Origin of the sequence: Mycobacterium sp. NPDC050041, from assembly GCF_049541695.1 — a bacterium.
Classification (GTDB): Bacteria; Actinomycetota; Actinomycetes; order Mycobacteriales; family Mycobacteriaceae; genus Mycobacterium.
In genome coordinates, this window is record NZ_JBMVDG010000011.1 from 22,952 (window position 1) to 45,658 (window position 22,707).

Consider the following 22,707-nt stretch of genomic DNA (forward strand, 5'->3'; position numbering starts at 1 on the left):
GTGCGCACCTGGTGGAAGACGTCAGGTTGCGGTCGTGGCCCGGTCGTCGCCGGCCCGCCGGGCACGCCACGCGGCCAGCCGGCCGGCTACCGCCTCGGACGGCCACCAGTTCTTCTCACCGATGAGCACGGTGAGCGCGGGGACGGTGATGGTGCGCACCAGGAAGGTGTCCAGGAGCAGCCCGACACCGATGATGAAACCCGCCTGCACCATGGTGGCGATACCGCCGAAGAGCAGGCCGAACATCGACGCGGCGAAGATCACGCCTGCCGAGGTGATCACACCGCCGGTGGATCCCACGGTGCGGATGACGCCCGACCGGATGCCGTGCGGCGACTCGTCGCGGATGCGCGAGATCAGCAGCAGGTTGTAGTCGGCGCCGACCGCCACCAGCACGATGAAGGCCATCCCCGGCACACTCCAGGACAGTTCCTGTCCCAGCAGCACCTGGAAGAACAGCACACCGATGCCCAGTGCCGACAGGAACGAGACGATGACCGACCCCACCAGGTACAGCGGCGCGACGATGGCGCGCAGCAACACCGTCAGGATCAGGAGCACCACCAGGATGGTGAGGACGACGATCATGGCGATGTCGCGCTCGTAGTAGTCGCGGATGTCGCGCAGCGTCGCGGTGAAGCCTGCCGTCGAGATCGACGCGTCGGCCAGCGCCGTATTCGGTTGCGCGCTCGCGGCGGTGTCCTGGATCGCCTCCAGCTGATCCATCGCCTCGGTGGAGAACGGACTGAGCTCGGTCTGCACCAGGTAGCGGACCGCGTGGCCGTCAGGGGAGATGAACACCGCTGCGGCATCCTTGAATTCGCGTTGACCGAGTACCTGCGGCGGAATGTAGAAGCCGGACATCGACGGCTTGGCGGCATCCTGTTTCATCGCCAGCAGGAACGCCGACGCGTCGGTCAGGCCGGCGCCCATCTTCCTGGTCTGATCCACCAGTAACTGCACCCCGTCGGCGAGGCGTCGGCTGGCGTCGGCCAGGGTGTCGGCGCCCTGTTGCAGCTCGGTCAGCTTCGCCTGGACGCCTGCCGAGTCGTCGAGGCCCAGCCGCTGCAGCGACCTCGACGCGGTGTCGAGCACCCGCCGGAGGTCGCGGGCCGTCGCGCCGAGGGTCTGATCGCCCTGAGTGGACTGCAGTTGGCGCGCCAACTCCGCGACGTCGGTGAGCGTTCCGTCGTCGCGGGCGGTCACCAGCCGCTGTAGCTGCGCGCGGGAATCGCGGCAGGACGGGTCGGCGTCGCACAGCGGGCTCGCGTTGAGAGCCGTCAGCACGGGTCCGGCCCATCCGAAGGTGTCGGTCACCTGGCCGAGGTTCAGCCCGATGGAATTCCCGAGCGCCCGCATCCCGGCGACGAGCTTGTCGGCGGAGTCCAGCTGGCCGAGTGTTCGGTCTCCCCCGAATTCGTTCTCCATGTAGGACAGGGCGTCGACCAGTCCACGTACGGACGACAGCGCCTGGTTGACGCCGCCGCGGATGTCGCCGAGATTGGTGGCCATCTCGTTGGCGCCGTTGGTCAGCAGGTCGAGGTCGGCCCTGCGGTCGTCGATCAGCCCGGACGCATCGGAGAGCTTGCCGCCGACCTCGCCGGCCTGGTAACTCACGCGGGCCTGCTCCAGCGACTGACCGGTCGGCCGGGTGATGCCGCGCACCGCTTCGATGTTCGGCAGCTGACTGACGCGCTGAGCCATCTGTTCGAGATCGGCCAGCGCCTGGGGGGACCGCAGATCGTGCGGCGACTCGATGTAGATGTACTGCGGGATGGTCGAGTTGAGTGCGAAATGCCGGTCCATCGCGGCGTAGCCGAGATTGCTCTCGGAGTCGGCGGGCAGCGTCTTGCGGTCGTCGTAGTTGAAGCGCAGCAGGCCGGCGCAGCCCGCCAGGATCAGCAGCACCAACAGGCTGGCGACGAGCCGGGGGGCCGGGCGGCGCACCGTGTTGATCCCCGACCGGCGCCAGAATCGCGTGGTGAGGTCGCGTCGCGGCTTGATCCAGCCACGCCGTCCGGTGAGCACGAGCAGCGCCGGGAGCAGGGTGACCGCCGCCAGGAACGCCACCGCGATCGACAGCGCCAGGGCGGGGCCGGTCGTGGCGAACAGCCCCAGCCGGGTGAACGACATGCCGAGGAAGGTGACGGCCACCGTGGCTGCCGACGCCGCGATGACCTTGCCGATCGACTCGAGGGCCCGCACCACGGCCCGGTCCGAGTCGATGCCCGAGCGCAGGTACTCGTGATAGCGGCTGATCAGGAACACCGCGTAGTCGACGCCTGCGCCCACCATCATCGCCGTCATGAAGGTGATGGTCTGGTTCGAGATTCCCAGACCCAGCTTGGCCAGTCCCGCGACCATGTCCTGGGCGATGAGCAGGGACAGCCCGATGGTCGCCAGCGGCAGCGTCATCGTCACCGGGTTCCGGTAGACGAGCAGCAGGATCAGCAGCACCATCACCGCGGTCGCGATCTCGATCTGATGGAGGTCGCGCTCACCGACATCGGTGAGATCGGCGACGGTGGCGGCGGGACCGGTGAGGTTGGTGGTCAGTGCGGCGTCGGCGGTCGCCGCCTTCACCACGCCCGCGACGTGGGTGTAGGCGTCGTAGCCACGCGGTGTACCCAGTTCACCGGCCAGCACCACCGGCACGTACCAGGCCTTGCCGTCCTTACTGGCCAGCACGTCGCGAAGTGGAGGGGTGGCGAGGAAGTCCTGCACGCTGGTGACGTCGGCTGACTCACGGCGGAGCGTGTCCACCAGCGTGCGGTAGACCTGCTCGTCGTCGGGCGTGAGCCCGTCCTCGTCGGTGAGAACGACGAGCATGATGTTCTGCGAGCCGGTTTCGTCGAACGACGCCGTCATCTGTCTGGTGGTCTGCATGACAGGCGCGTCCGCGGGCAGCAGGTCGACCGGGCGCTCGCGCACCATCTGTTGCAGCGTCGGCAGCGTGGCCGTCAGCGCGGCGGCGACGGCGATCCACAAGGCGATCACGACCAGCGGCCTGCGCACCACGAACTCGCCGAACCGCTGGAATACGCCCACGGGGCGGCCGGCCGTCGCGACGTCGGAACCCTCGGACATTCCGCTGGACGATACACCGGACCCGAGGTATGTCCTGACAAGCCAATTTCGCTGCCCCACGGGCCGGGTTAGCTCATTCCGCGGCCATCCGAGTGACAACATCTGCAGTCAGCGCCGTGCGCTGGGGTTTTCCTTGCGGTTTCAACATCCGGCTTTATTAGCCACCACCGTCAAAAGTCGGAACACGGCAAACTAATGCACCGCATTTACCTGCACTTATGAATGTTTTAGACAACTTGTGATCTACGTCACCTACCCGCCTCGTAGGTGAATCTGGCGATCGAACCGGTGTTACTTTGGCCACCGTTCGAGGCACGCCAACGGCGGCGGGCGATTTCTCACGATGAGGACGTATGGTCGCTTTTGGCACAATTCACGATTGGTCTCCCGCGCCGGGAGCGGTAGTCACGTGGCACGTCACTGCCGCGTCGCAGGAAATGGCTCGTACGGCGCCGGTCAATAGTGCGCCGGCGAGCTATCAGCAGGAACAACACCTGCGCGAATTCCGGGCGCACAATGCACGCGGGCTCGATATGGCCCGGTTGCTGTTCGGCACCTGGGATCTTCCCGGCAACTGCGATGTCGCGGCCATGACCGACGCCGTGAATTTCCACATCCGGCGGCACAGCGCCTATCACAGCTGGTTCGAATTCACCGCCGCCGACGACGTGGTTCGCCGGTCGATCACCGACCCCGAACAGATCGAGTTGGCGCCCGCCGAGTACGGCGAGAAGACGACGGACGAACTGCGTGCCCACCTGCTCGACACCACTCCGGATCCGGACCGGTGGGGGTGCTTCACCTTCGGCATCATCCAGCGCGCCGACCACTTCACGGTGTACATGAGCGTCGATCACTCCGTGACCGACGGCATGTCGGCGGGCGTGGTGTTCATGGAGATCCAACTGCGTTACGCCGGCTTGCTGCAGGGCATGCCCGTGGAGTTCGGCGCCCCCGCCGACTACACCGACTACTGCACCCGCGAACGCAGCCACGCGATGTCGCTGGACATCGAGTCACCGCAGATTCGCGGCTGGCGCGCCTTCGCCGCCAACAACGGTGGAACGCTGCCTGATTTCCCGCTGCCCCTTGGGGATTCGACGGTACCGTGCCGGGGCGGGATGACCGTCGTGCCTCTGATGGACGCGGAGCAGGCCGAGCGATTCGACGCCGCCTGCGAGGCGGCCGGCGTCCGCTTCAGCGGTGGGGTGTTCGCCTGCGCGGCGTTGGCCGAACGCGATCTGACCGGTGTGGCGACCTACTGCGGTCTCACCCCCTACGACATGCGCAGCACTCCGGCGGAGTTCATCTCCGCGGGCTGGTACGCGACCGTCATGCCGGTCACGGTGCCGGTCGACGGGGTGCCGTTCGCAGAGGCCGCGCGCAGCGCGCAGGAGTCGTTCGACCGGGGCAAGGAGCTGGCGAGCGTGCCGTTCGCGCGGGCGGTGGAGTTGGCGAACGCGGAATCGGCAGGCCTGCGCCTGCCCACCCGCGCGGTGCCGTTGCTGTCGATCATCGACGCCCGCAAGATCCCGATGACCGACCAATGGGATGCCCTCAATGTCGGCATATACGGCGACAGCCGGTTGTCCGATCAGGTGTGTATGTGGGTCAATCGATTCGCCACCGAGACCACGCTCACTCTTTCCTTTCCCGACAATGCGGTGGCGCGCAATTCGGTCGCGCGATACATCGACGCCATTCGAGCCGTATACACCCGCATCGCTGCCGGTGTCGAAGTCCCCGTCTAGCTCTTTTCACGACCGTCCATATCAGGTAGTCGACCCGAGGTCTCTCGGGCCGACTGCAACAATTCGCCTTGTGGAGACCCATGACCGTCATGGCCGATGTCCGTATCAATGGAAAATGCAACACACAATTTGACCAGGTCCATGATGCGTTCGACCGGAATTTCACCGACAATGACGAGGTCGGCGCCGCGGTGGCGGTCTGGGTCGACGGTGATCTGGTGGTCAACCTGTGGGCCGGATGGGCCGATGAGGAGCGGACACGGCCATGGCGCGAGGACACTCTGGCGGCGGTCTATTCCGGTACCAAAGGTCTCACCAGTACCTGCATTCATTTGCTGGCCGACCGCGGTGAACTCCGGCTGGACAAGCCGGTCGCGGATTACTGGCCGGAATTCGGACAGGCGGGAAAAGAAGCGATCACGCTCGGCATGGTGCTCGGTCACCGTTCCGGAGTGATCGGCCCGCGTAGGCGACTCTCGCCGTCGGAGGCCGCGGACTGGGAAGCCGTGTGTGAGCAGCTGGCCGCCGCCGAGCCGTGGTGGGAGCCGGGCACCGCGCAGGGCTATCACATGGTCAGCTTCGGGTTCATCCTCGGCGAAGTGGTCCGCCGGGTCACCGGCCGCACCATCGGCCAGTATCTGCGCACGGAGATCGCCGAGCCGTTGGGCGCCGACGTGCACATCGGCCTGCCGGCCGCCGAGCACCACCGGTGCGCGGAGATGGTCAACAAGCCGTACGTGAGCCAGATCTTCGCGTCGCTACCCCGCGAGGCCAGCACCCTGGCCGACCATCCGATGACGGCCGCATCCGTCGCGGCCGACTTCGTGCCCGACGACGAGATCGCCCGCACCGACATCGACCTGTGGCGGACCCTGGAGTTCCCCGGGACCAACGGCCACGTCTCGGCGCTGGGGATGGCGACGTTCTACAACGCGCTCGCGCAGGAGAAGTTGTTGTCGCGCGAGCACATGAACCTGGCCCGGGTGTCCCAGGGCGGCTTCGATCCTGACCTGTGCCTGGGCCCGCGGGTGGCCGAGCACGGCTGGGGCCTGGGGTACATGCTCAATCAGCGGTGCGTGGCCGGACCGAACCCGAACATCTTCGGCCACGGCGGGTCGGGCGGATCCTATGCATTCGTCGACCTGGAGCACCGCATCGGGTATTCCTACGTGATGAACCAATTCGACGCGACCAAGGCCAGTGCCGACCCGCGCAGCGTCTCGCTGATCAATGCGGTATACGAGACACTCGGAATTCCGCTGCCCTGAGACTTTTTATTGGACGACGGCCGTCAATTCGAATTCGGCGAGCGTTTCGAGGACCGTGTCGCGCAATATCTCCTCGGAATTCTGCCGACCGCTGGAGTAGGCGACCACCGCGAGGAAGACCCTGCCTGCGGCGCGTCCAGAGGCAAGGAACAGCTGGCCGCCCATCGCGTCGAGCGTGCGCCGGGTGATGCCCGGCTCGACCAACCGGACGGACATGAAGTCGGCGTCGGTGCCGTCGGGCCGATTGACCGCAGGCTCCATCTCGCCCATGTTCGAACAGCCGATCGGCAGGTCGGCGTTGCCCAGCGCCACCCCGGCCAGCCGCCGGGCCAGTCGTCGCGGAACGAGTGGCGTCAGTGGCAGCGGCCCGAGCAGTTCGTTGGGCGTCGCCGCAAGGTCGACGAGCGCCGCCTTGATCGCAGCACGGACCGTGCCGAGGTGCTGCGCGGCGCCGGACGGGTCGACCGACACCACAGCGGACGTGAGGGCGTTGGCGCGGGTGTCGCCCTCGGTTCGCTCACTGACGGGGAAGGACAGGGTGACCGCGCGGTCGGGCCGCACCCGCCCGAGGCGGACCCCGAGCCTGCATGCCACGCCGCTGAAGAGCGAGTTGCTGGTGCCGCCCAATTGTGCTGCCCGCGAATCCCATTCGTGCTGATCGACGAACACCGTCACGGTGGGGACGTCGACGACGTCGTCGCCCCTGCCGCCCGACCGTCGCGGCGCGGGCGGCGCCGCGGCGACCGACGACTTGAGGCCTGCGCCGTTGGCGCGTCCGGCGCGCACCGCGGCGGCCACCGCCCGCGCCATCTCGGGCACTTCCCGCGCGGTGAGCCGGGCGTCTTCGCCGACCGCCTTTCGACGCACGCGCGCATGCGGTGGCGGGTAGCCGAGGTCGCGGACTCTTCCCTCGACCGCATCCGCGACCGCCAGGCAGATTCCGAGACCGTCGGCGAGGCTGTGGGACACCACCAGGCTGACCGCCGCTCCCCCCTCGACCAGGGGCAGCACGCCGAGATGCCAACCGCCCGGTCCGCACTCCGGGTCGAGGGGGTGTCGCGCGCGCTCGTTCGCCCAGGCGCTGACATCTGCGCGGGGCCGCGGTGCGGCGACATCGAGACCGGGACCGGGCCAGCGCACCCACCGGTGCCGCGCGAATCGCAGCGGCGAACGCTCGATTCGTCGGCCCAGCAATCCGGTTCCGAGGTTGCGGTGGAATTCCTGGATCGCCGCCATGTCAATGGCACGCTCATAAATCCACGTACACTGTCCGAGCGGTGCGTGACCGAGTGCTCGCAAACCGAGAAATGACGCCTGATCGATGTACGCGAGGCGATTGTCCACCGGGGTATGGTAGTCCATTCGGTGCCGGCGCCACATTCTCCGTGAATTGCGCATTGCCCCGCAATTGTGTGGCAAAAGGAAAGGACGTCTTCGGCGGATGTGGGCGACGGTGCTGCTGATGGGCGTCCTGGCCGGTGCCGACCCGGTGCGCGTCGGCATGGTCGCCTTCATGCTGAGCCGCCCGCGACCGGTGCCTCTGCTCGTGCCGTTCGCCGCGGTCGGCGTCACGGTCAACGTCGCCGTCGGCACGGTGGTCCTCTTCGCGCTCGGCCGGGTGGACACCGGTGCGGATCCGGCTCTTCCTGGCCAGTTCGAGATCGCGATCGGCGTGGTCGCATTGCTGATCGCGGTGATCGTGATGGCACGCAGGCCCACGCCGGTGCGAACGACGGTGCCGCAGGGCCCCGATCGAGCGCCGGCGTCGGCGATCGAGCGCCTTCCGGGATTCGCCCGGTTGCCGCACCGGATCCGGGCCGGCCTGCGCAGCGATGCGGCGTGGCTGGGCTGGTTCCTCGGAATCTGCATGGGATTCCCGACGCCCTACTACCTCGCAGCCTTGGCCGCCGTGCTGTCCTCAGGCGCGACGACGCCGGTCAAGGCCGCCGCCCTGATCGTGTTCAACGTGCTCGGGTTCGCCGCGGCACTGCTTCCCGTCGTCAGCTTCTCCGTGGCGCCGACCGCCACGCGACGACGCGTGAGCCAGGTGTACGACTGGATGGGCGCCCACCGGCGGGCGGTGTTGGCCACCCTCGCGGTCGTTGTCGGCCTCTACTTCGTCATAGCCGGCGTGCGCCACCTCTAGTCACACGGAATCGGACTGGGTCTGCCGCGCGGCTGCGCGACGGCGGTGCAGATGCTGGTGCAGCCAGAGCACCAGGATGCCCGCGACCACGATCCCCACCAGGTTCAGCAGCAGCTGCAGAGCCGATTTCGCGGCGACGTCCCACTCCCCGACCGTCGCGGCGACCACCGCGAACCCCGCGGCGGGCACGGTGGTGACCGAGATGAACACCCCGACCAGGGCCGCAGACTTCGAGGACACCAGTGACAGCATCCCGGCCGCCCCGGCGAGCAGCGCCACCACCAGGGACAGCGGCCCCACCCGGAAGATGTAGTCGACCTCCTGGAGCTGACGGGTGGTCTCCAGGGGAATCCAGCCGATCGCCTCTCCCGCCAGCACGGCCGCGCCGGTGATGAGCATGGCCAACGGAAATCCGACCGCCAGCGCGATCGAGGCCCGGATCGCCATGTTGCGCCTGCGCCGCACGGTGGCCACGGCCAGCGCCGCCAGCGGCCCGAACTCGGGGCCGACCACCATGCCGCCGAGCAGGGTCACCGTGGAATCGGTCACCACACCCACAGCCACGAGCAGGCACGCCAGGCACAGGAAGGCGAGGAAGGTGACGTTGAGCCGGGATTCGTCGCGGGTGCGCTCGGCGAGCTCGTCCCAGACGATGGCGTCGGCCGGGTCGCCGTCGGCGTCCTTCTCGGCCCGGTAGGCAGCGGTCGAGACGACGGTGTCGACGACGTCGAGCGTGATCGCACCGTCGCGCTGCAGGCACAGGTCCTTGAGCCGGTCCACCACGTCGTTGGCGCATTCACGGGCGATGTCGGCGGTGATCTCGTCCCCTGGCGGTTCGACCGCCGCGTCGACGTGGAGCACCACGTGGGTCGCACCGGGCTCGCTGCGCAGCACCTCCAGCACAGCATCACGCCGCTCGGCCGGTGAGATCACCCGCAAATGCAGCACGGCGGTGAGACTAGCCACTTTCGGCGGTGCGCAATCACCAGATGGCCGGTTGGGCAGCCGGGCCGGGTCCCGATGGCTAGTCGCGTCGGCGCAGCTGTACGGCCAGTTCGTCGGCCGGCACGTCATGGCCGTCGGCACAGCGCACCGCCACGGTCGCCTCGGCGCCGCAGCCGTCGTGCACCAACCGCACCCGCGAGCGCTGCGGCAGGTGGCGCCTGCCCCACTCGAACATCGACCAGACCACCGGCATGAAATCGGTGCCGGCGTCGGTCAGCACGTACTCGTCACGGCTGCGCTGGCCCGGCACCTGGTAGGGGCGGCGGGTGAGCAGGCCGGCGTCGACGAGTTCGGACAGCCGCGCCGACGTGGCGGCCTTGGTGATGCCGACCCGGCGGGAGAAATCGTCGAAACGTGTGGTGCCGTAATAAGCCTCGCGCATGATCAGCATCGCCGACTTGGTGCCCAGCAGGGCCATGGTCTTCTCGATCGGGCACTCGCCCACCGCCGACCAGGCGTCGCGATCGGCGAGCGGCCCCTGCAGCACTGCCATGGAATCAAACCCCATCCCTGAGTTGTTCTAACTATACCCAGGTGGTATATCTGGGTCCACATCAGAATACTCAGCGCGGAGCATCAGGAGGCCATTCACATGACTGGATTCGCAGGACGGGACGCCGTCATCGTCGGAGCCGTGCGCACCCCGGTAGGCAAGGGCAAGGCCAGCGGCGCCCTGCACGACGTGCTGCCCGTCGACCTGCTCGCCCACAGCCTCAAGGAACTGATCGCCCGCACCGGCGTCGACCCCGCCGAGATCGACGACGTGATCGCAGGCGCGGTGACGCAGGTCGGCGACCAGGCGGTCAACATCGCCCGCAACGCGGTGCTCGGCGCGGGCCTCCCCGAGACCGTGCCCGGCACCACCATCGACCGGCAGTGCGGCAGCAGCCAGCAGGCCATCCACTTCGCCGCCCAGGGCGTCATCTCCGGCGCCTACGACATCGTCGTCGCGGCAGGTGTGGAGTCGATGTCACGCGCCCCGATGGGCTCGAGCGTGCTGCCCGGCAGCGACCCGTTCGGGGCCGGCTTCGCCGCGCGCTACCCCGAGGGGCTGGTCCCCCAGGGCATCAGCGCGGAGCTGATCGCCGCGAAGTGGGGTCTCTCGCGTACCGAACTCGACGAGTTCTCCGCAGGCAGCCACGAAAAGGCAGCGACCGCCACCAAGGAGGGCCGGTTCGACGCCGAACTGGCGCCGATCGCCGGTCTGAGCACCGACGAGATCATCCGCCCGGGCACCACTGTGGAGACACTTGCCGGCCTCAAGCCCGCGTTCTACAACCCGGCGTACGAGGCCCGCTTCCCGCAGATCGGGTGGTCGATCACGCCGGGCAACTCCTCGCCGCTGTCCGACGGCAGCGCCGCGCTGCTGATCACCACCACCGAGGCGGCCAACCGGCTGGGCCTGCGGCCACTGGCCCGCATCCACTCGATGACGGTGGTGGGTTCCGACCCGCTCTACATGCTCACCGGTGTCATCCCGGCCACCGAGAAGGTGTTGGCCCGCGCCGGCCTGACGCTCGCCGACATCGACCTGTTCGAGGTGAACGAGGCGTTCGCGCCGGTGGTTCTGGCGTGGGCCCGCGACACCGGCGCCGACCTGTCGAAGACGAACGTCAACGGCGGCGCCATCGCGATCGGGCATCCGCTCGGGGCCAGCGGTGCCCGGATCATGACCACGATGGTCAACGCGCTGGAGCAGCGCGGCGGCCGCTACGCCCTGCAGACGATGTGTGAGGGCGGCGGCATGGCCAACGCGACGATCATCGAGCGGTTGTAGCGATTTCGGCGCGGTTTCGTTCCCAGAGCGAACGAAACCGCGCCCGAATCACGCCCGGACGAGCTCGAAGAGCGGGATGATCCGTTCGGTCTTGGCCTGATACTCGCCGAACTGCGGAGCCAGTTCGACGACGCGGGGGTACAGCGCGTTGCGCTCGTCCAGCGGCAGCTCGTGGGCGTCGGCGTCGAAGGCCTCGGTGCCGATTTCCACGTGCACCCGCGGATTCGCCCGCAAGTTGTGCACCCAGGCGGGCGCCTTCGGTGCGCCGCCGAAGGAGCCGGCGATCAGGATCCGGCCGTCGACGTCGAAGTACACCAGCGGCGACACCCGCGGCTTCCCGGAATTGGCGCCGACGTTGGTCATCAGCACGATGTCGGAACCCTCGAACGGCCCGCCGACCTTGCCGCCGTTGGCGCGGAACTCCTCGACCACCTTGCGGTTGACGTCGTCGAGCACGTCGCGGTCGGTTGCCATGTTCTCTGTGTTGATCTCAGTCACGAACAAGTCGACCGTGGCGACGGAGGATCTATTCCCGGCGGGTCAGCTCGAACAGCGGGATGACCCGGTCGGTCTTGGCCTGGTAGTCGGCGAACACCGGTGCCAGCTCGACGATCTTCGGGTACGCCGCGTCGCGTTCGCCTGCGGGCAACTCGCGTACGTCGACGTCATAGGCCTCGGTGCCCACCTCGATGTGCGCCTGCGGATGGGCCCGCAGGTTGTGCACCCACGCCGGGTCCTTCGGCGCACCGGCGTAGGAGCCGATGATCAGCATCCTGCCGTCGACCGTCAGGTAGGCCAGCGGCGAGAGCCGGGGCTTTCCGCTCTTGGCGCCGGTGGTGTGCAGCAACAGCAGGGTGCCGCCCTCGAAGGGGCCGCCGACCTTGCCGCCGTTGGCACGGAACTCCTCGACGATGGCCTTGTTGAAGTCGTCGAGCGCCGCAGTGTCCGCGACGAGCTTGTCCTTATCGATGTCGCTCATGGTTGATCAGACTTCTTGGGCTTGGCGTCTATTCCCGACTCTCTGCGCTGCTGGGCGGTGATCGGCGCCGGAGCACCGGTCAGCGGGTCGGCGCCGCCGCCGGACTTCGGGAACGCGATCACCTCGCGGATCGAGTCCGTGCCCGCCAGCAGTGCGACGATGCGGTCCCAGCCGAACGCGATGCCGCCGTGCGGCGGCGCGCCGAAGGTGAACGCCTCCAGAAGGAATCCGAACTTCTCCTGCGCCTCGTCGTGGTCGATGCCCATCATCGCGAACACCCGCTCCTGGACGTCGCGGCGGTGGATACGGATCGATCCGCCGCCGATCTCGTTGCCGTTGCAGACGATGTCGTAGGCGTTGGCCTTGGCGGCGCCGGGATCGGTGTCGAAGGTGGCCTCGGACTCCGGCTTGGGCGCCGTGAAGGCATGGTGCACGGCGGTCCACGCCCCTGAGCCGACCGCGACATCGCCTGCGGCCGTTGCCTCTTCGGCCATCTCGAACAACGGCCAGTCCACCACCCAGGTGAACGCCCAGGCGGTCGGGTCGATCATCTCGAGCCGCTTGGCGATCTCGATGCGCGCGGCGCCGAGCAGGGCGCGCGCCGAGCGGGCAGTTCCGGCGGCGAAGAACACGCAGTCCCCCGGAGCCGCGCCGACGTGCGCGGCCAGGCCGTCGCGCTCGGCGTCGGTGAGGTTCTTGGCGACCGGACCGCCGAGCGTGCCGTCCTCGGCGACCAGCACGTAGGCCAGGCCCTTTGCGCCGCGCTGCTTGGCCCACTCCTGCCAGCCGTCGAGGGTCCGCCGTGGCTGCGAGGCACCGCCCGGCATCACCACCGCACCGACGTAGGGCGACTGGAAGACCCGGAACGGGGTGTCGGCGAAGTACTCCGTGCACTCGACGAGTTCCAGGTCGAACCGCAGGTCGGGCTTGTCGGAGCCGAAGCGGCGCATCGCGTCGTCGTAGGTGATGCGCGGGAGCGGCAGCGGCAGGTCGTAGCCGATCAACGCCCACAGCGCGCGCAGCACCTGCTCGGAGATCGCGATGACGTCCTCGGCGTCGACGAAGCTCATCTCCATGTCGAGCTGGGTGAACTCCGGCTGCCGGTCCGCCCGGAAGTCCTCGTCGCGGTAGCAGCGGGCGATCTGGTAGTAGCGCTCCATGCCCGCCACCATCAGCAGCTGCTTGAACAGCTGCGGGCTCTGCGGCAGCGCGTAGAACGAGCCGGGCTGCAGCCGGGCGGGCACCAGGAAGTCGCGCGCGCCCTCCGGGGTCGACCGCGTCATCGTCGGCGTCTCGATCTCGATGAAGTCGTGTTCGGCGAGCACGCCGCGCGCGGCGGCGTTGACTCGCGACCGCAGCCGGATCGCCTGGCCCGGCCCCTCGCGGCGCAGGTCGAGATACCGGTACCGCAGCCGGGCCTCTTCGCCCGCGACCTCGTCGAGCTGGAACGGCAGCGGTGCGCTCTCGCTCAGCACTGTCAGCGAGGTGGCGTTCACCTCGATCTCACCGGTCGCGATCTCGGCGTTCGCGTTTCCCTCGGGCCGGGTCTCCACCACGCCCTCGACCGCGACGCAGAACTCGGCTCGCAGCCGGTGCGCCGCCTCGAGCACCCCCGCCTCGCGGAACACCACCTGGGTCACCCCGGTGCCACTTCCCGGGTCGGTGCCCTCCTGCCCTCCGGCCCCGTCGCGCAGATCGATGAAGATGACGCCGCCGTGGTCGCGCCGGCGCGCCACCCAGCCGGCCAGCGTCACCGTCTGACCGGTGTCGGCGGGCCGCAACGAACCGGCGGCATGACTGCGCAGCACGAAATCTCCTGGGGGTTGCCTGACAAGACGACCGCCACAGTCTAGTGGTGGCGTTCGCGTCGGTAGCTTGGCGCGTATGGGCACACGCGTCGCGGTCATCGGTCCCGGGGCCATCGGCGCCACCGTCGCCTCCTACCTGCACGCCGCGGGCCAGCCGGTGCTGCTGTGCGGCCGCAGCCCCCGTGACGGCGTCGAGGTGCGCCGCGACGACCGGGACCCGATCGTCGTGCCGGGGCCGGTGCACACCGATCCCACTGCCGTCGAGGGGGCGGTCGACGTCGTGCTGCTGGCCGTCAAGGACACCCAGAACGAACAGGCCGGCCACTGGCTGGCCCGGCTGGCCGACGAGAACACCGTGGTCTGCGCGCTGCAGAACGGGGTCGAGCAGACCGAGCGGGTGGGCCGGTACTGCCCGGCGGCGACGGTGGTGCCCGCCGCGGTGTGGATCTCGGCCGAGGTGCAGCCGCAGGGCTGGGTTCGACTGCGCACCGACGCGCGGCTGGTGCTGTCCGACACCCAGGCGGCGGGGACGCTGGCCGACCTGCTGCGGCCCACCGGGATGACCGTCGAGCTCGATCCGGACTTCATCTCCGCCGCCTGGCACAAGCTGCTGGTCAACGCCGTCATCGGGTTGATGGTGCTCACCGGCCGGCGGACCGGGATGTTCCGCCGCGACGACGTCGACGCGCTGGCGCGGCGCTACCTCGACGAGTGCCTCGCGGTGGCACGCGCGGACGGCGCGACCCTCGGCGACGGCGTTGCCGACGAGATCCTCGGGATGCTGCGGCAGTCGCCTCCGGACATCACCACCTCGATGCTGACCGACCGCGAGGCACACCGGCCGCTGGAGTGGGACATCCGCAACGGCGTGATCGCCCGCAAGGCGCTGGGCTACGGGGTGGCGACGCCGGTCAGCGACGTGCTGGTGCCCCTGCTGGCCGCGGCCAGCGACGGTCCCGGCTAGACACCGTGCCCTAGGGTGTATGCCCATGTTCCCCTGCGAGCGCGTTCCTCTGACGTTCGTCGACACGGCGCCGTACCGCTTCGTCAGCACCGTCGACCTCGCGATCACCCCGGAGCAGGTGTTCGAGGTGCTCGCCGACGAGACGTCCTGGCCGCAGTGGGCGACGGTGATCACCAACGTGACGTGGACCAGTCCTGAACCCCGCGCCGTGGGCACCACCCGCCGGGTCGAGATGCGCGGCGGCATCGTCGGCGACGAGGAGTTCCTGGCTTGGACGCCGTTCAGCCACCTGGCCTTCCGCTTCAACGAGGCCTCGACCCGCAGCATCGCGGCGTTTGCCGAGGAGTACCGCGTGGTGCCTACGCCCGGCGGCAGCCACCTCACCTGGGTGATGGCGATGAAACCGAACGGCGCCGCCGCGCGGCTCGGCATGACGCTCGGCAAGCCCGTCATGGGTTGGCTGTTCCAGCGGTTCCTGCACAACCTGCGCCGCTACACCGACGAGCGCTATCCGGCGGCCGGTTAGTACATCCCCGTCCAGGCGCTGCGCCGGACCTCGTCCGGATCGTCGACCGAGACGTCGCGGGTGGACCGGATCACCCGCGTGCGACGCTGCTCGGCGTCGTATCGCGGCCAGTCCTCGCGCCACACCTGCCCCGGCGCCCAGCCGCGGGTGGCGAAGTCCAGCCAGGTGCGCTGCATCCGCCGCCCCACCGCCGGCTGCACCCGCCTGCCCAGGGGATGGATCTTGCGACCCAGGTACGACGCGTAGCTGTGCTGGATGTGCACGATCTCGCTGCCATGGGTGGCGCCGAGCCGCAGTGCCCGCAGCGTCCAGGTGGTGTGGTCGAAGCGGTAGACGTAGGTCGGCGCGTGCGCACTGTAGGCGTCGGCGAAGGCCCACGTCGGCGCGCCGAACATGACGTCGGACCCGAAGGCGATGAGCGCGCGGCGGCGGGGGAACTCCGGGTAGGCGGCCAGCAGCCGGTCCCGCGCGTCCGGCGGCCTGCGACGCAGGTAGGCCTCGACGCCGGCCACCGTCGTGGGCAGCATCGGCGGCTTGCCCCACGCGAACATCGACGCCTCGTGGCTGTTGGTGCCGATGATCAGCGGCACCGGGGCGACGGCGCCTGCCCGTGCCGCGTCGATCGGGTGCTGCGGCAGCAGGTCGACACCGTGGGTGAGCCCGTAGGCGAGCGTCGGGCTCTCGGCGGCGCTCTCCAGCTGCAGCTGTCCCGCCGCGCGGCGTAACTGTCGCTGCGGCAACGCTTTCAGCGAATCCGGAGCGACGCCGGCCAGCTGCAGGAACCGCTCGGACCGGCGGGCCCTGATCTCCCGGTCGGCGATGAGTGGCAGTGCGGGGCTCTGTGCGATCGCGCGATGGAACAACCCACGGGCGGCCGGGCTGGCCAGCAGCGCGAGCACCGAGGTGGCGCCCGCGGATTCGCCGAACACCGTCACATGGTCGGGGTCGCCGCCGAACGCGGCGATGTTCTCGCGGACCCAGCGCAGCGCGGCGATCTGGTCGCGCAGACACAGGTTGTCGTCGAAGCCGTGCCCCAGGTCGCCCAGCTCGAAGCCGCCGAAGACGCCGAGCCGGTAGGTCACGTTGACCACGACGACGTTGCCGTTGGCGGCCAGCCGCGACCCGTTGTAGAGCTGCAGCTGGCCGGCGCCGTAGACGAACGCGCCACCCGGGATCCACACCATCACCGGCAGCCGGCCACCGGTGGCCGGCGACCACACCGTCAGCGTCAGGCAGGCCTCGTCGCGGATCTTCGGGTCGTCGCGGCCGCCGCCGACGAAGGACCTGCCCTGCGGCGGCAACGGTCCGTGCTCGACGGCGTCGCGCACCCCCGTCCACGGCTGCGGCGGCAGCGGCGCGGTGAACCGGCGCTCACCGACCGGCTGGCGGGCGTACTCGATCCCGCGCCAGACGGCGACGCCGCCCTCGGTGGTGCCGCGCAGCCTGCCGAGCGTCGTGTGCGCGACGGTGGGCACTTCGGCGACGACGGACACGCCTGAATCGTAGTGTGGCAAGCTGAACGCGGCGTATCGCCGAGCATTTCGGCCAGTACAGATGAGGTGTGCGATGACCTTCAACGAAGGTATGCAGATCGACACGAGCACCACATCCACCGGCGGAGGGGGTCGCGGCCCGGGCCGCGGCATCGCGGTCGGTGGCGGTGGACTCGGCTTGATCGTGCTCGTCGTCGCGCTGTTCCTCGGCGTCGACCCGAGCACGGTGATGCCGCAGCAGGGCGCACCCGGCGCCGAGGCGGAGGGCTTCGACACGAGCCAGTGCCGCACCGGCGCCGACGCCAACCGCATCGCCGAGTGCCGGGTGATCGCGACGGCGAACTCCCTCGACGGCATCTGGCCGCAGCTGCTGCCGGACTACACCCGGCCGCGGGTCAAGCTGTTCACCGGCCAGGTCAACACCGCCTGCGGAGCGGCATCGAGCGAGGTCGGACCGTTCTACTGCCCCGGCGACCAGACGGCGTACTTCGACGTCGGGTTCTTCGACGTGCTGAAGGACCAGTTCGGTTCCAGCGGTGGGCCGTTGGCGCAGGAGTATGTCGTCGCCCACGAGTTCGGCCACCACGTCCAGCAGTTGCAGGGCTCGCTGGTGCGGGCCCAGCAGGATCCCGAGGGTGCGACGGGCGGCGGTGTGCGCACGGAACTGCAGGCCGACTGCTATGCCGGCGTGTGGGCGCACTACGCCGCCATCACCAAGCAGCCGGGCACCGATGTGACGTACCTGCAACCGCTCACGGACAAGGACATCGCCGACGCCCTGTCGGCGGCGTCGGCCGTCGGCGACGACCGCATCCAGGAGGCCGCCACCGGCCGGGTGAACCCCGAGGCGTGGACGCACGGGTCGTCCGAGCAGCGGCAGAAGTGGTTCACCGAGGGCTACCGGACCGGCGATCCGGCGTCCTGCGATACCTTCGCCGCAACCGACCTTGGGTAGGGCGGCCACGGCCGTCGACGCCGTCGCGGAACGCTACCTCGACACCGTTGCGGCGCTGGATCCCTGCGCCGCAACAGAAATGGGCATCGTCGGTCACGACGACGACATCACCGACTACTCCCCCGACGGGGTGAGCGCCCGCGCCGAGGCCGCGCGGGCCGCGCTGCGCGAGCTCGACGGGGTGAGGCCGGTCGACGAGACCGACCGGGTGACCGTTGCCGCCATGCGGGAGCGCCTCGGCGTGCTGGTCGACCTGAACGACGCCGGCCTCGACCTCGGCGAGCTCAATGTGATCGCCTCGCCGCTGCAGTCCATGCGCGACGTGTTCGACCTGATGGCCACCGACACCGAGGACGACTGGGTGCTGATCGCCCGGCGCCTGGCCCGGCTGCCCGACCGGGTGGCCGGTTACGCGCAGGCCCTGCGCACCGCCGCCGAGGGCGGTCACGCGCCCGCGGTGCGCCAGGTCGCGCGGGGCATCGAACAGGCCGCGGGAATCCAGCACCTGTTGGTCGACATGGTCGCGGGCGCGGCGCCGCAGAGCGCCGCGCTGCACGAGGACCTGCAGCAGGCGGCCGCCAACGCCGCGAACGCCTACCACGAGCTGGCCCGGGCGCTCGGCGACGACATCGCCCCGCAGGCCGAGCCGGACGACGCGGTCGGCCGCGACCGGTACCGGCTGTGGTCGCGGAGCTTCCTGGGCGCAGCGGTCGACTTCGACGAGACCTACGAGTGGGGACTGAAGCTCCTCGACAGCATTGTGGCCGAACAGAAGTCGATCGCCGACCGGCTCTATCCGGGGTCGTCGGTGGCCGGCGCACTGAGGCAGCTCGAACATGAGCCGCGGTACGTGGTGCACGGCACCGACGCGCTGCAGGCGTGGATGCAGGACCTCTCGGACCGGGCGGTCGAGTCGCTGGCGGGCACCCACTTCGAAATCGACCCGGCGCTGCGCAACCTGGAATGCCGGATCGCACCGACGCACACCGGCGGCATCTACTACACCGGGCCCTCGGAGGATCTGAGCAGGCCCGGCCGGATGTGGTGGTCCGTCCCGCACGGGGTGGACGTCTTCCACACCTGGCAGGAGACGACGACCGTCTTCCACGAGGGCGTCCCGGGGCACCACCTGCAGATCGGACGCGCGGTGGTGCTGGCCGACAGGCTCAACCGCTGGCGCAGGCTGGGCTGCTTCGTCTCGGGCCACGGCGAGGGCTGGGCGCTCTACGCCGAGCGGTTGATGGCCGAACTCGGCTGGCTCGACGACGACGGCAACCGGATGGGCATGCTCGACGCGCAGCGGTTCCGCGCCGCCCGCGTCGTCATCGACATCGGCGTGCACTGCGGGATGACCGCTCCCGACGGCGGCACCTGGGACGCCGAGCGGGCATGGAATTTCCTGCAGTCCCACAGCGCGATGGCCGAGGAGAACCTGCGCTTCGAACTCGACCGCTACCTTGGCTGGCCCGGGCAGGCGCCGTCGTATGCGATCGGTCAGCGGATCTGGCAGCGGCTGCGGGACACCACGCTGGAGCGCGGAGTCGACCTCAAGGAATTCCACCGTCGCGCACTGGATTTCGGCGGGCTGCCGCTGGACGTCCTGAGCGCCGCGGTGTCAGGCGGTTTCGCCGATGGCTGACGGCGCGCTCGAACCCGACACCAAGGACTGGACCTGGGTGCTGTCGCGGCCCTGCCCGGAATGCGGATTCGACGCCGGTGCTGTATCGCATCTCGACGTCGCCGACCGCATCCGCTCGGATGCCGACGAGTGGCTGCGCCGGCTGGGGACGGCCGACGCGGCGATCCGGCGCAGGCCGGCGGTGTGGTCCACCCTCGAGTACGGCTGTCACGTGCGCGACGTCCACCGGATCTTCTACACCCGCGTGCAGTCGATGCTGACCCAGACCGAACCACTGTTCCCCAACTGGGACCAGGACCGGACCGCACGCGACGACGACTACGCGGCGCAGAGCCCGGCCGTGGTGGCGGGCGAACTCTTCGACGCCGCGGTCATCGTCGCCGACACCTACGCCGCGGTCCCGCCGGACGGCTGGTCGCGTCGCGGTCTGCGCAGCAACGGAAGCGAATTCACCGTCGCCTCGATCGCCGTGTACCACCTGCACGACGTCGTGCACCACGCGTACGACGTCGACGTCGCGGGACGCTGAGGCCGGCCGCCTCAGCGGTAGCGCAGGCCGTGCCCGAACCGGAACACCGGGTCGGCCGTGTCGAAGGCGACGTCCGTCCGGCTCCCCGCCACCGCGGCGTCCGAACGCGGCAGGTCGAAGGGCAGCGATCCGCGGGGCGCCGACTCCCCGAACAGCACCTCGACCAGGGCGTCGGCGGCGACGCCGAAGTTCGCGATGATCGCGTCCGCGGAATCGACGATCGGCGTGAGCACGGCGGGCCGCTCGAGGTAGACGTCGACGACGGTGGGGACCGCGGCGCACACGTCGTCGACCTGCTGCAGCACCTCGGCGGCGAACTCCAGTGAGCCGTGGTGTAACATCGCCGCGATGCCGGCGCCGGCCGGCTCGTACGGCGTGGCCAGCCGCAGCAGCGCGACGTCGGCCTGCCCCGGGTCGTCGACCAGGGTGGCGCGGCCCGCGACGTCGTCGGGCGACAGCTCCGGGGCGTAGAGCCGGATGCCGGGTGTCAACGGCAGCAACGGTTTTCCCACCGCGCCGTTGGTCAGCAGGGTCAGCGCGTCCTGCTGCGCACGGCGCCCGGCGGCGACGAAGTCGGCACGCCCGACCGTGACGGCGGCGTGTTCGGTGTCGGCGAGCGGCTCGTCGAAGAGGCCGAGCGCGACCTTCACCCGCAGCAGCCGCCGCGCCGACCGGTCGATCCGTGCTTCGCTGACACGGCCGTCGGCGACTAGGTCCAGCAGGACGTCGGTGCAGTGCTCGCCGCCGAACTGGTCGACGCCGGCATCGAGCACCGTGAGCATCCGCTCGTGCCGGTCGAGGTGCTCGACGCCCCAGGCCCGCGCCGTGCCGAGGTCGCCGAGTCGGGGGTTGTCGGTGATCAGACCCCAGTCGGTGCACACCACGCCGTCGAACCCGAGCTCTTCCCGCAGCACACCGGTGATCACCGACCGGTTGAAGCCGAATCCCACTTCGTCCCAGTCGGTTCCGACTGGCATGCCGTAGTACGGCATCACCTCTGCCGCGCCGGCCGCCAGCGCGGACCGGAACGGCCGCAGGTGGTACTCCCGCGCCCCGCCGGGGTAGACCTGTTCCCGGCCCCATGCGAAGTGCGGGTCCCTGCCGTCGCGTTGCGGCCCGCCGCCGGGAAAGTGCTTGACCATCGCGGCCACCGACGCGGTGCTCAGCGAATCACCCTGCAGTCCGGCGACATAGGCTGCGGCCAGGAGTGACGTCAGGTCGGCGTCCTCGCCGAACGTCGCGTTGATGCGCGGCCAGCGGGCCTCGGTGGCCAGGTCGATCTGCGGGTGCAGCGCGACGCGCAGCCCGACCGCCAGGTACTCCTGCCGGGCGATGTCGGCGAACTCGCGCACACGCTCCGCCGACCCGATCGCCGCCAGCCCCAACGGTTCCGGCCACCGGGAGTACGCCCCGGACATCATCTGTGCCAGCGGGTTGTCCGTGAAGTGGTGCCGTGGATCGGTCGAGAAGGTCACCGGTATCCGGTGCGGCCGCTGCAGAGCGCGGCGTTGCACGCCGTTGGTCCAGTCGGCGAACTCGCGGCCGTCCGGGCTGGGGCCGAGCAGGTTGAGGTGCGGAGCCCCAGGTCGAGCAGCGTCTGCAGGGACGGCAGCGGCATCCCCTCGAAGCCGTCGCCCGGATCACCGATCACGGCCATGGTGTGGAACATCAGCGCGACCTTCTCGCCGATCGGCAGCCGGGCGAGCAGGTCGTCGACGCGCTGTTCGAGGTCTGCTGCGTCGGTCACCGAATCCAGCGTGCCGGAAGTCCGGCAGCGGTGCCAGCGGCTACAGCCTGGAGTGCTCGGCGATGCCGGTGTCGGTGGTCCGCAGCGGTCGGATCAGCGCGTCCTGGCTGAAGGAGGCCAGCAGTTCGCCCGCCTCGGTGTGCACGGCCCCGCGGACGTAGGACATGCCCGCGCCCACCTGGGTGCTCTCGTGGGAGTAGAGCAGCCATCCGTCCCAGTGCACCGGCTCGTGGAAGCTGACGGTGGCGGTCATCGGCGCGGTGGACACCGTCAGGTGCGCCTGCGCGGTGCCGATCCCTTCGTGGGCCCGCATGGTCGTCGAAATGCCCAGGTGGCCGGTGAAATACGCGATGAGCGCCTTGGCCAGCTCGTCGCGGGCGGGGACGGGGTCGTAGTGCAACCAGGCGTAGAGCTCCGGCGGGCCGACCTCGTCGGGGCTGTTCACGTCCACCACGTCGACCAGCCGCACCTGGCGGCCGGTCATCGGCATCGAGGCCTCGTTGGCGTCGTCGGGGCCTGCCACCTCGGGACGCGGCAGGTGGTGGCGGATGACGTCACCTGACGGCACGTCGGTGAACACCGTCACCGTGATGGCGCGCTTGCCGTTCTGCGACGCCGACACCACGGCGGTGGCCGTCGACCGGCCTTCGGCCACCACGTCGATCTCGAGTTCCACCGGCGGGCCGACGAGCACCGCGCGGGCGAAGACCGCGTGCACCGAGCGCACCGACTTCTCCGGAAAGCGTTTGGCCGCCGCGACGATCGCGGCGCCGAGGATCTGCGTGCCCTCCACGACCTGGCGTTCGTCGACTCCGGCGATGCCGGTCTGCACGGTGAATCGGTTGTCTGCGGCCGGTTCGGCGTCGAACAGGTCGAGCAGCATCCCGATCGTCCACTGCGCCTGCGCGGACTCCGTCGATTCCGTCGTCATAGGTCTTGACCCCTCGTTCCGTGATGTCGCGTCGGTGCGCCGTCGGCCTTGTGCGAGGAACACAGTAACCGGAAGGCGCACGAGCCTCTACAAAAGCGGTAA

At 69.5% G+C, this 22,707-nt stretch carries 20 protein-coding genes; 9 read left to right on the forward strand and 11 right to left on the reverse strand.

Annotated features, from left to right (window positions below):
- Nucleotides 1-21: 21 nt before the first annotated feature.
- A complete protein-coding gene (locus tag ACPCHZ_RS25470; RefSeq protein WP_423487309.1) occupies nt 22-3,087 on the reverse strand; it encodes an RND family transporter in 3,066 nt (1,021 codons plus the stop codon).
- 353 nt (nt 3,088-3,440) lie between these two features.
- On the opposite strand from ACPCHZ_RS25470, the gene ACPCHZ_RS25475 reads away from it, so the two are divergent.
- Entirely contained in the window at nt 3,441-4,838 is a 1,398-nt protein-coding gene (locus ACPCHZ_RS25475; RefSeq protein WP_423487310.1) for a condensation domain-containing protein, read from the forward strand.
- A gap of 89 nt (nt 4,839-4,927) precedes the next feature.
- Complete coding sequence (locus ACPCHZ_RS25480) at nt 4,928-6,106, forward strand: serine hydrolase domain-containing protein (protein WP_423487422.1); 1,179 nt, start codon at nt 4,928-4,930, stop codon at nt 6,104-6,106.
- A gap of 6 nt (nt 6,107-6,112) precedes the next feature.
- Here ACPCHZ_RS25480 and ACPCHZ_RS25485 read toward each other — a convergent pair whose 3' ends face one another.
- Nucleotides 6,113-7,342, reverse strand: coding sequence for a hypothetical protein (locus tag ACPCHZ_RS25485; protein ID WP_423487311.1), 1,230 nt, complete (start codon nt 7,340-7,342; stop codon nt 6,113-6,115).
- A 205-nt stretch (nt 7,343-7,547) separates the two neighbouring features.
- On the opposite strand from ACPCHZ_RS25485, the gene ACPCHZ_RS25490 reads away from it, so the two are divergent.
- Entirely contained in the window at nt 7,548-8,252 is a 705-nt protein-coding gene (locus ACPCHZ_RS25490) for a GAP family protein (RefSeq protein WP_423487312.1), read from the forward strand.
- On the opposite strand, the gene ACPCHZ_RS25495 is transcribed toward ACPCHZ_RS25490, so the two are convergent.
- Nucleotides 8,253-9,200, reverse strand: coding sequence for a DUF389 domain-containing protein (locus ACPCHZ_RS25495; RefSeq protein ID WP_423487313.1), 948 nt, complete (start codon nt 9,198-9,200; stop codon nt 8,253-8,255). It abuts the gene before it with no gap.
- 76 nt (nt 9,201-9,276) lie between these two features.
- Complete coding sequence (locus tag ACPCHZ_RS25500; RefSeq protein WP_364979543.1) at nt 9,277-9,750, reverse strand: winged helix-turn-helix transcriptional regulator; 474 nt, start codon at nt 9,748-9,750, stop codon at nt 9,277-9,279.
- A 99-nt stretch (nt 9,751-9,849) separates the two neighbouring features.
- On the opposite strand from ACPCHZ_RS25500, the gene ACPCHZ_RS25505 reads away from it, so the two are divergent.
- Complete coding sequence (locus tag ACPCHZ_RS25505; protein ID WP_423487314.1) at nt 9,850-11,034, forward strand: thiolase family protein; 1,185 nt, start codon at nt 9,850-9,852, stop codon at nt 11,032-11,034.
- A 48-nt stretch (nt 11,035-11,082) separates the two neighbouring features.
- Here the strand turns inward: ACPCHZ_RS25505 and ACPCHZ_RS25510 are convergent, their stop codons facing one another.
- The 3 genes from ACPCHZ_RS25510 to aspS are packed head-to-tail and all read right to left on the reverse strand — an operon-like array spanning nt 11,083 to nt 13,821.
- Complete coding sequence (locus ACPCHZ_RS25510) at nt 11,083-11,508, reverse strand: nitroreductase family deazaflavin-dependent oxidoreductase (protein WP_423487315.1); 426 nt, start codon at nt 11,506-11,508, stop codon at nt 11,083-11,085.
- Nucleotides 11,509-11,560: 52 nt separating this feature from the next.
- Complete coding sequence (locus ACPCHZ_RS25515; RefSeq protein WP_423487316.1) at nt 11,561-12,013, reverse strand: nitroreductase family deazaflavin-dependent oxidoreductase; 453 nt, start codon at nt 12,011-12,013, stop codon at nt 11,561-11,563.
- The gene (gene aspS, locus ACPCHZ_RS25520) at nt 12,010-13,821 is read right to left on the reverse strand and encodes an aspartate--tRNA ligase (RefSeq protein WP_423487317.1); all 1,812 of its coding nucleotides are present in this window, start codon (nt 13,819-13,821) and stop codon (nt 12,010-12,012) included. The genes ACPCHZ_RS25515 and aspS overlap by 4 nt, the downstream gene beginning before the upstream one ends.
- Before the next feature lie 76 nt (nt 13,822-13,897).
- On the opposite strand from aspS, the gene ACPCHZ_RS25525 reads away from it, so the two are divergent.
- On the forward strand, nt 13,898-14,785 hold the full coding sequence (locus ACPCHZ_RS25525; RefSeq protein WP_423487318.1) for an oxidoreductase: 888 nt from the start codon (nt 13,898-13,900) through the stop codon (nt 14,783-14,785).
- A 19-nt stretch (nt 14,786-14,804) separates the two neighbouring features.
- A complete protein-coding gene (locus ACPCHZ_RS25530) occupies nt 14,805-15,311 on the forward strand; it encodes an SRPBCC family protein (RefSeq protein WP_423487319.1) in 507 nt (168 codons plus the stop codon).
- Here the strand turns inward: ACPCHZ_RS25530 and ACPCHZ_RS25535 are convergent.
- Nucleotides 15,308-16,804, reverse strand: a complete 1,497-nt coding sequence (locus tag ACPCHZ_RS25535) for a carboxylesterase/lipase family protein (RefSeq protein ID WP_423487320.1) — start codon at nt 16,802-16,804, stop codon at nt 15,308-15,310. The two genes, ACPCHZ_RS25530 and ACPCHZ_RS25535, sit on opposite strands and share 4 nt — an antisense overlap.
- A 73-nt stretch (nt 16,805-16,877) precedes the next feature.
- On the opposite strand from ACPCHZ_RS25535, the gene ypfJ reads away from it, so the two are divergent.
- The 3 genes from ypfJ to ACPCHZ_RS25550 are packed head-to-tail and all read left to right on the forward strand — an operon-like array spanning nt 16,878 to nt 19,927.
- Nucleotides 16,878-17,759, forward strand: coding sequence for a KPN_02809 family neutral zinc metallopeptidase (gene ypfJ, locus ACPCHZ_RS25540; protein ID WP_423487321.1), 882 nt, complete (start codon nt 16,878-16,880; stop codon nt 17,757-17,759).
- A complete protein-coding gene (locus ACPCHZ_RS25545) occupies nt 17,752-19,398 on the forward strand; it encodes a DUF885 domain-containing protein (RefSeq protein WP_423487322.1) in 1,647 nt (548 codons plus the stop codon). Before ypfJ ends, ACPCHZ_RS25545 begins: the two co-directional genes overlap by 8 nt.
- Nucleotides 19,391-19,927 (forward strand): DinB family protein, encoded by a 537-nt coding sequence (locus tag ACPCHZ_RS25550; RefSeq protein WP_423487323.1) that lies wholly within the window; start codon nt 19,391-19,393, stop codon nt 19,925-19,927. The genes ACPCHZ_RS25545 and ACPCHZ_RS25550 overlap by 8 nt, the downstream gene beginning before the upstream one ends.
- An 11-nt stretch (nt 19,928-19,938) precedes the next feature.
- Here the strand turns inward: ACPCHZ_RS25550 and ACPCHZ_RS25555 are convergent, their stop codons facing one another.
- The 3 genes from ACPCHZ_RS25555 to ACPCHZ_RS25565 are packed head-to-tail and all read right to left on the reverse strand — an operon-like array spanning nt 19,939 to nt 22,605.
- Nucleotides 19,939-21,402 (reverse strand): glycoside hydrolase family 3 protein, encoded by a 1,464-nt coding sequence (locus ACPCHZ_RS25555; protein WP_423487324.1) that lies wholly within the window; start codon nt 21,400-21,402, stop codon nt 19,939-19,941.
- On the reverse strand, nt 21,399-21,674 hold the full coding sequence (locus tag ACPCHZ_RS25560) for a hypothetical protein (protein WP_423487325.1): 276 nt from the start codon (nt 21,672-21,674) through the stop codon (nt 21,399-21,401). Before ACPCHZ_RS25560 ends, ACPCHZ_RS25555 begins: the two co-directional genes overlap by 4 nt.
- A 40-nt stretch (nt 21,675-21,714) precedes the next feature.
- Nucleotides 21,715-22,605 carry an acyl-CoA thioesterase gene (locus ACPCHZ_RS25565; protein WP_423487326.1) on the reverse strand — a complete coding sequence of 297 codons (891 nt, stop codon included), beginning with the start codon at nt 22,603-22,605 and terminating at the stop codon, nt 21,715-21,717.
- Between the last annotated feature and the right edge of the window lie 102 nt (nt 22,606-22,707).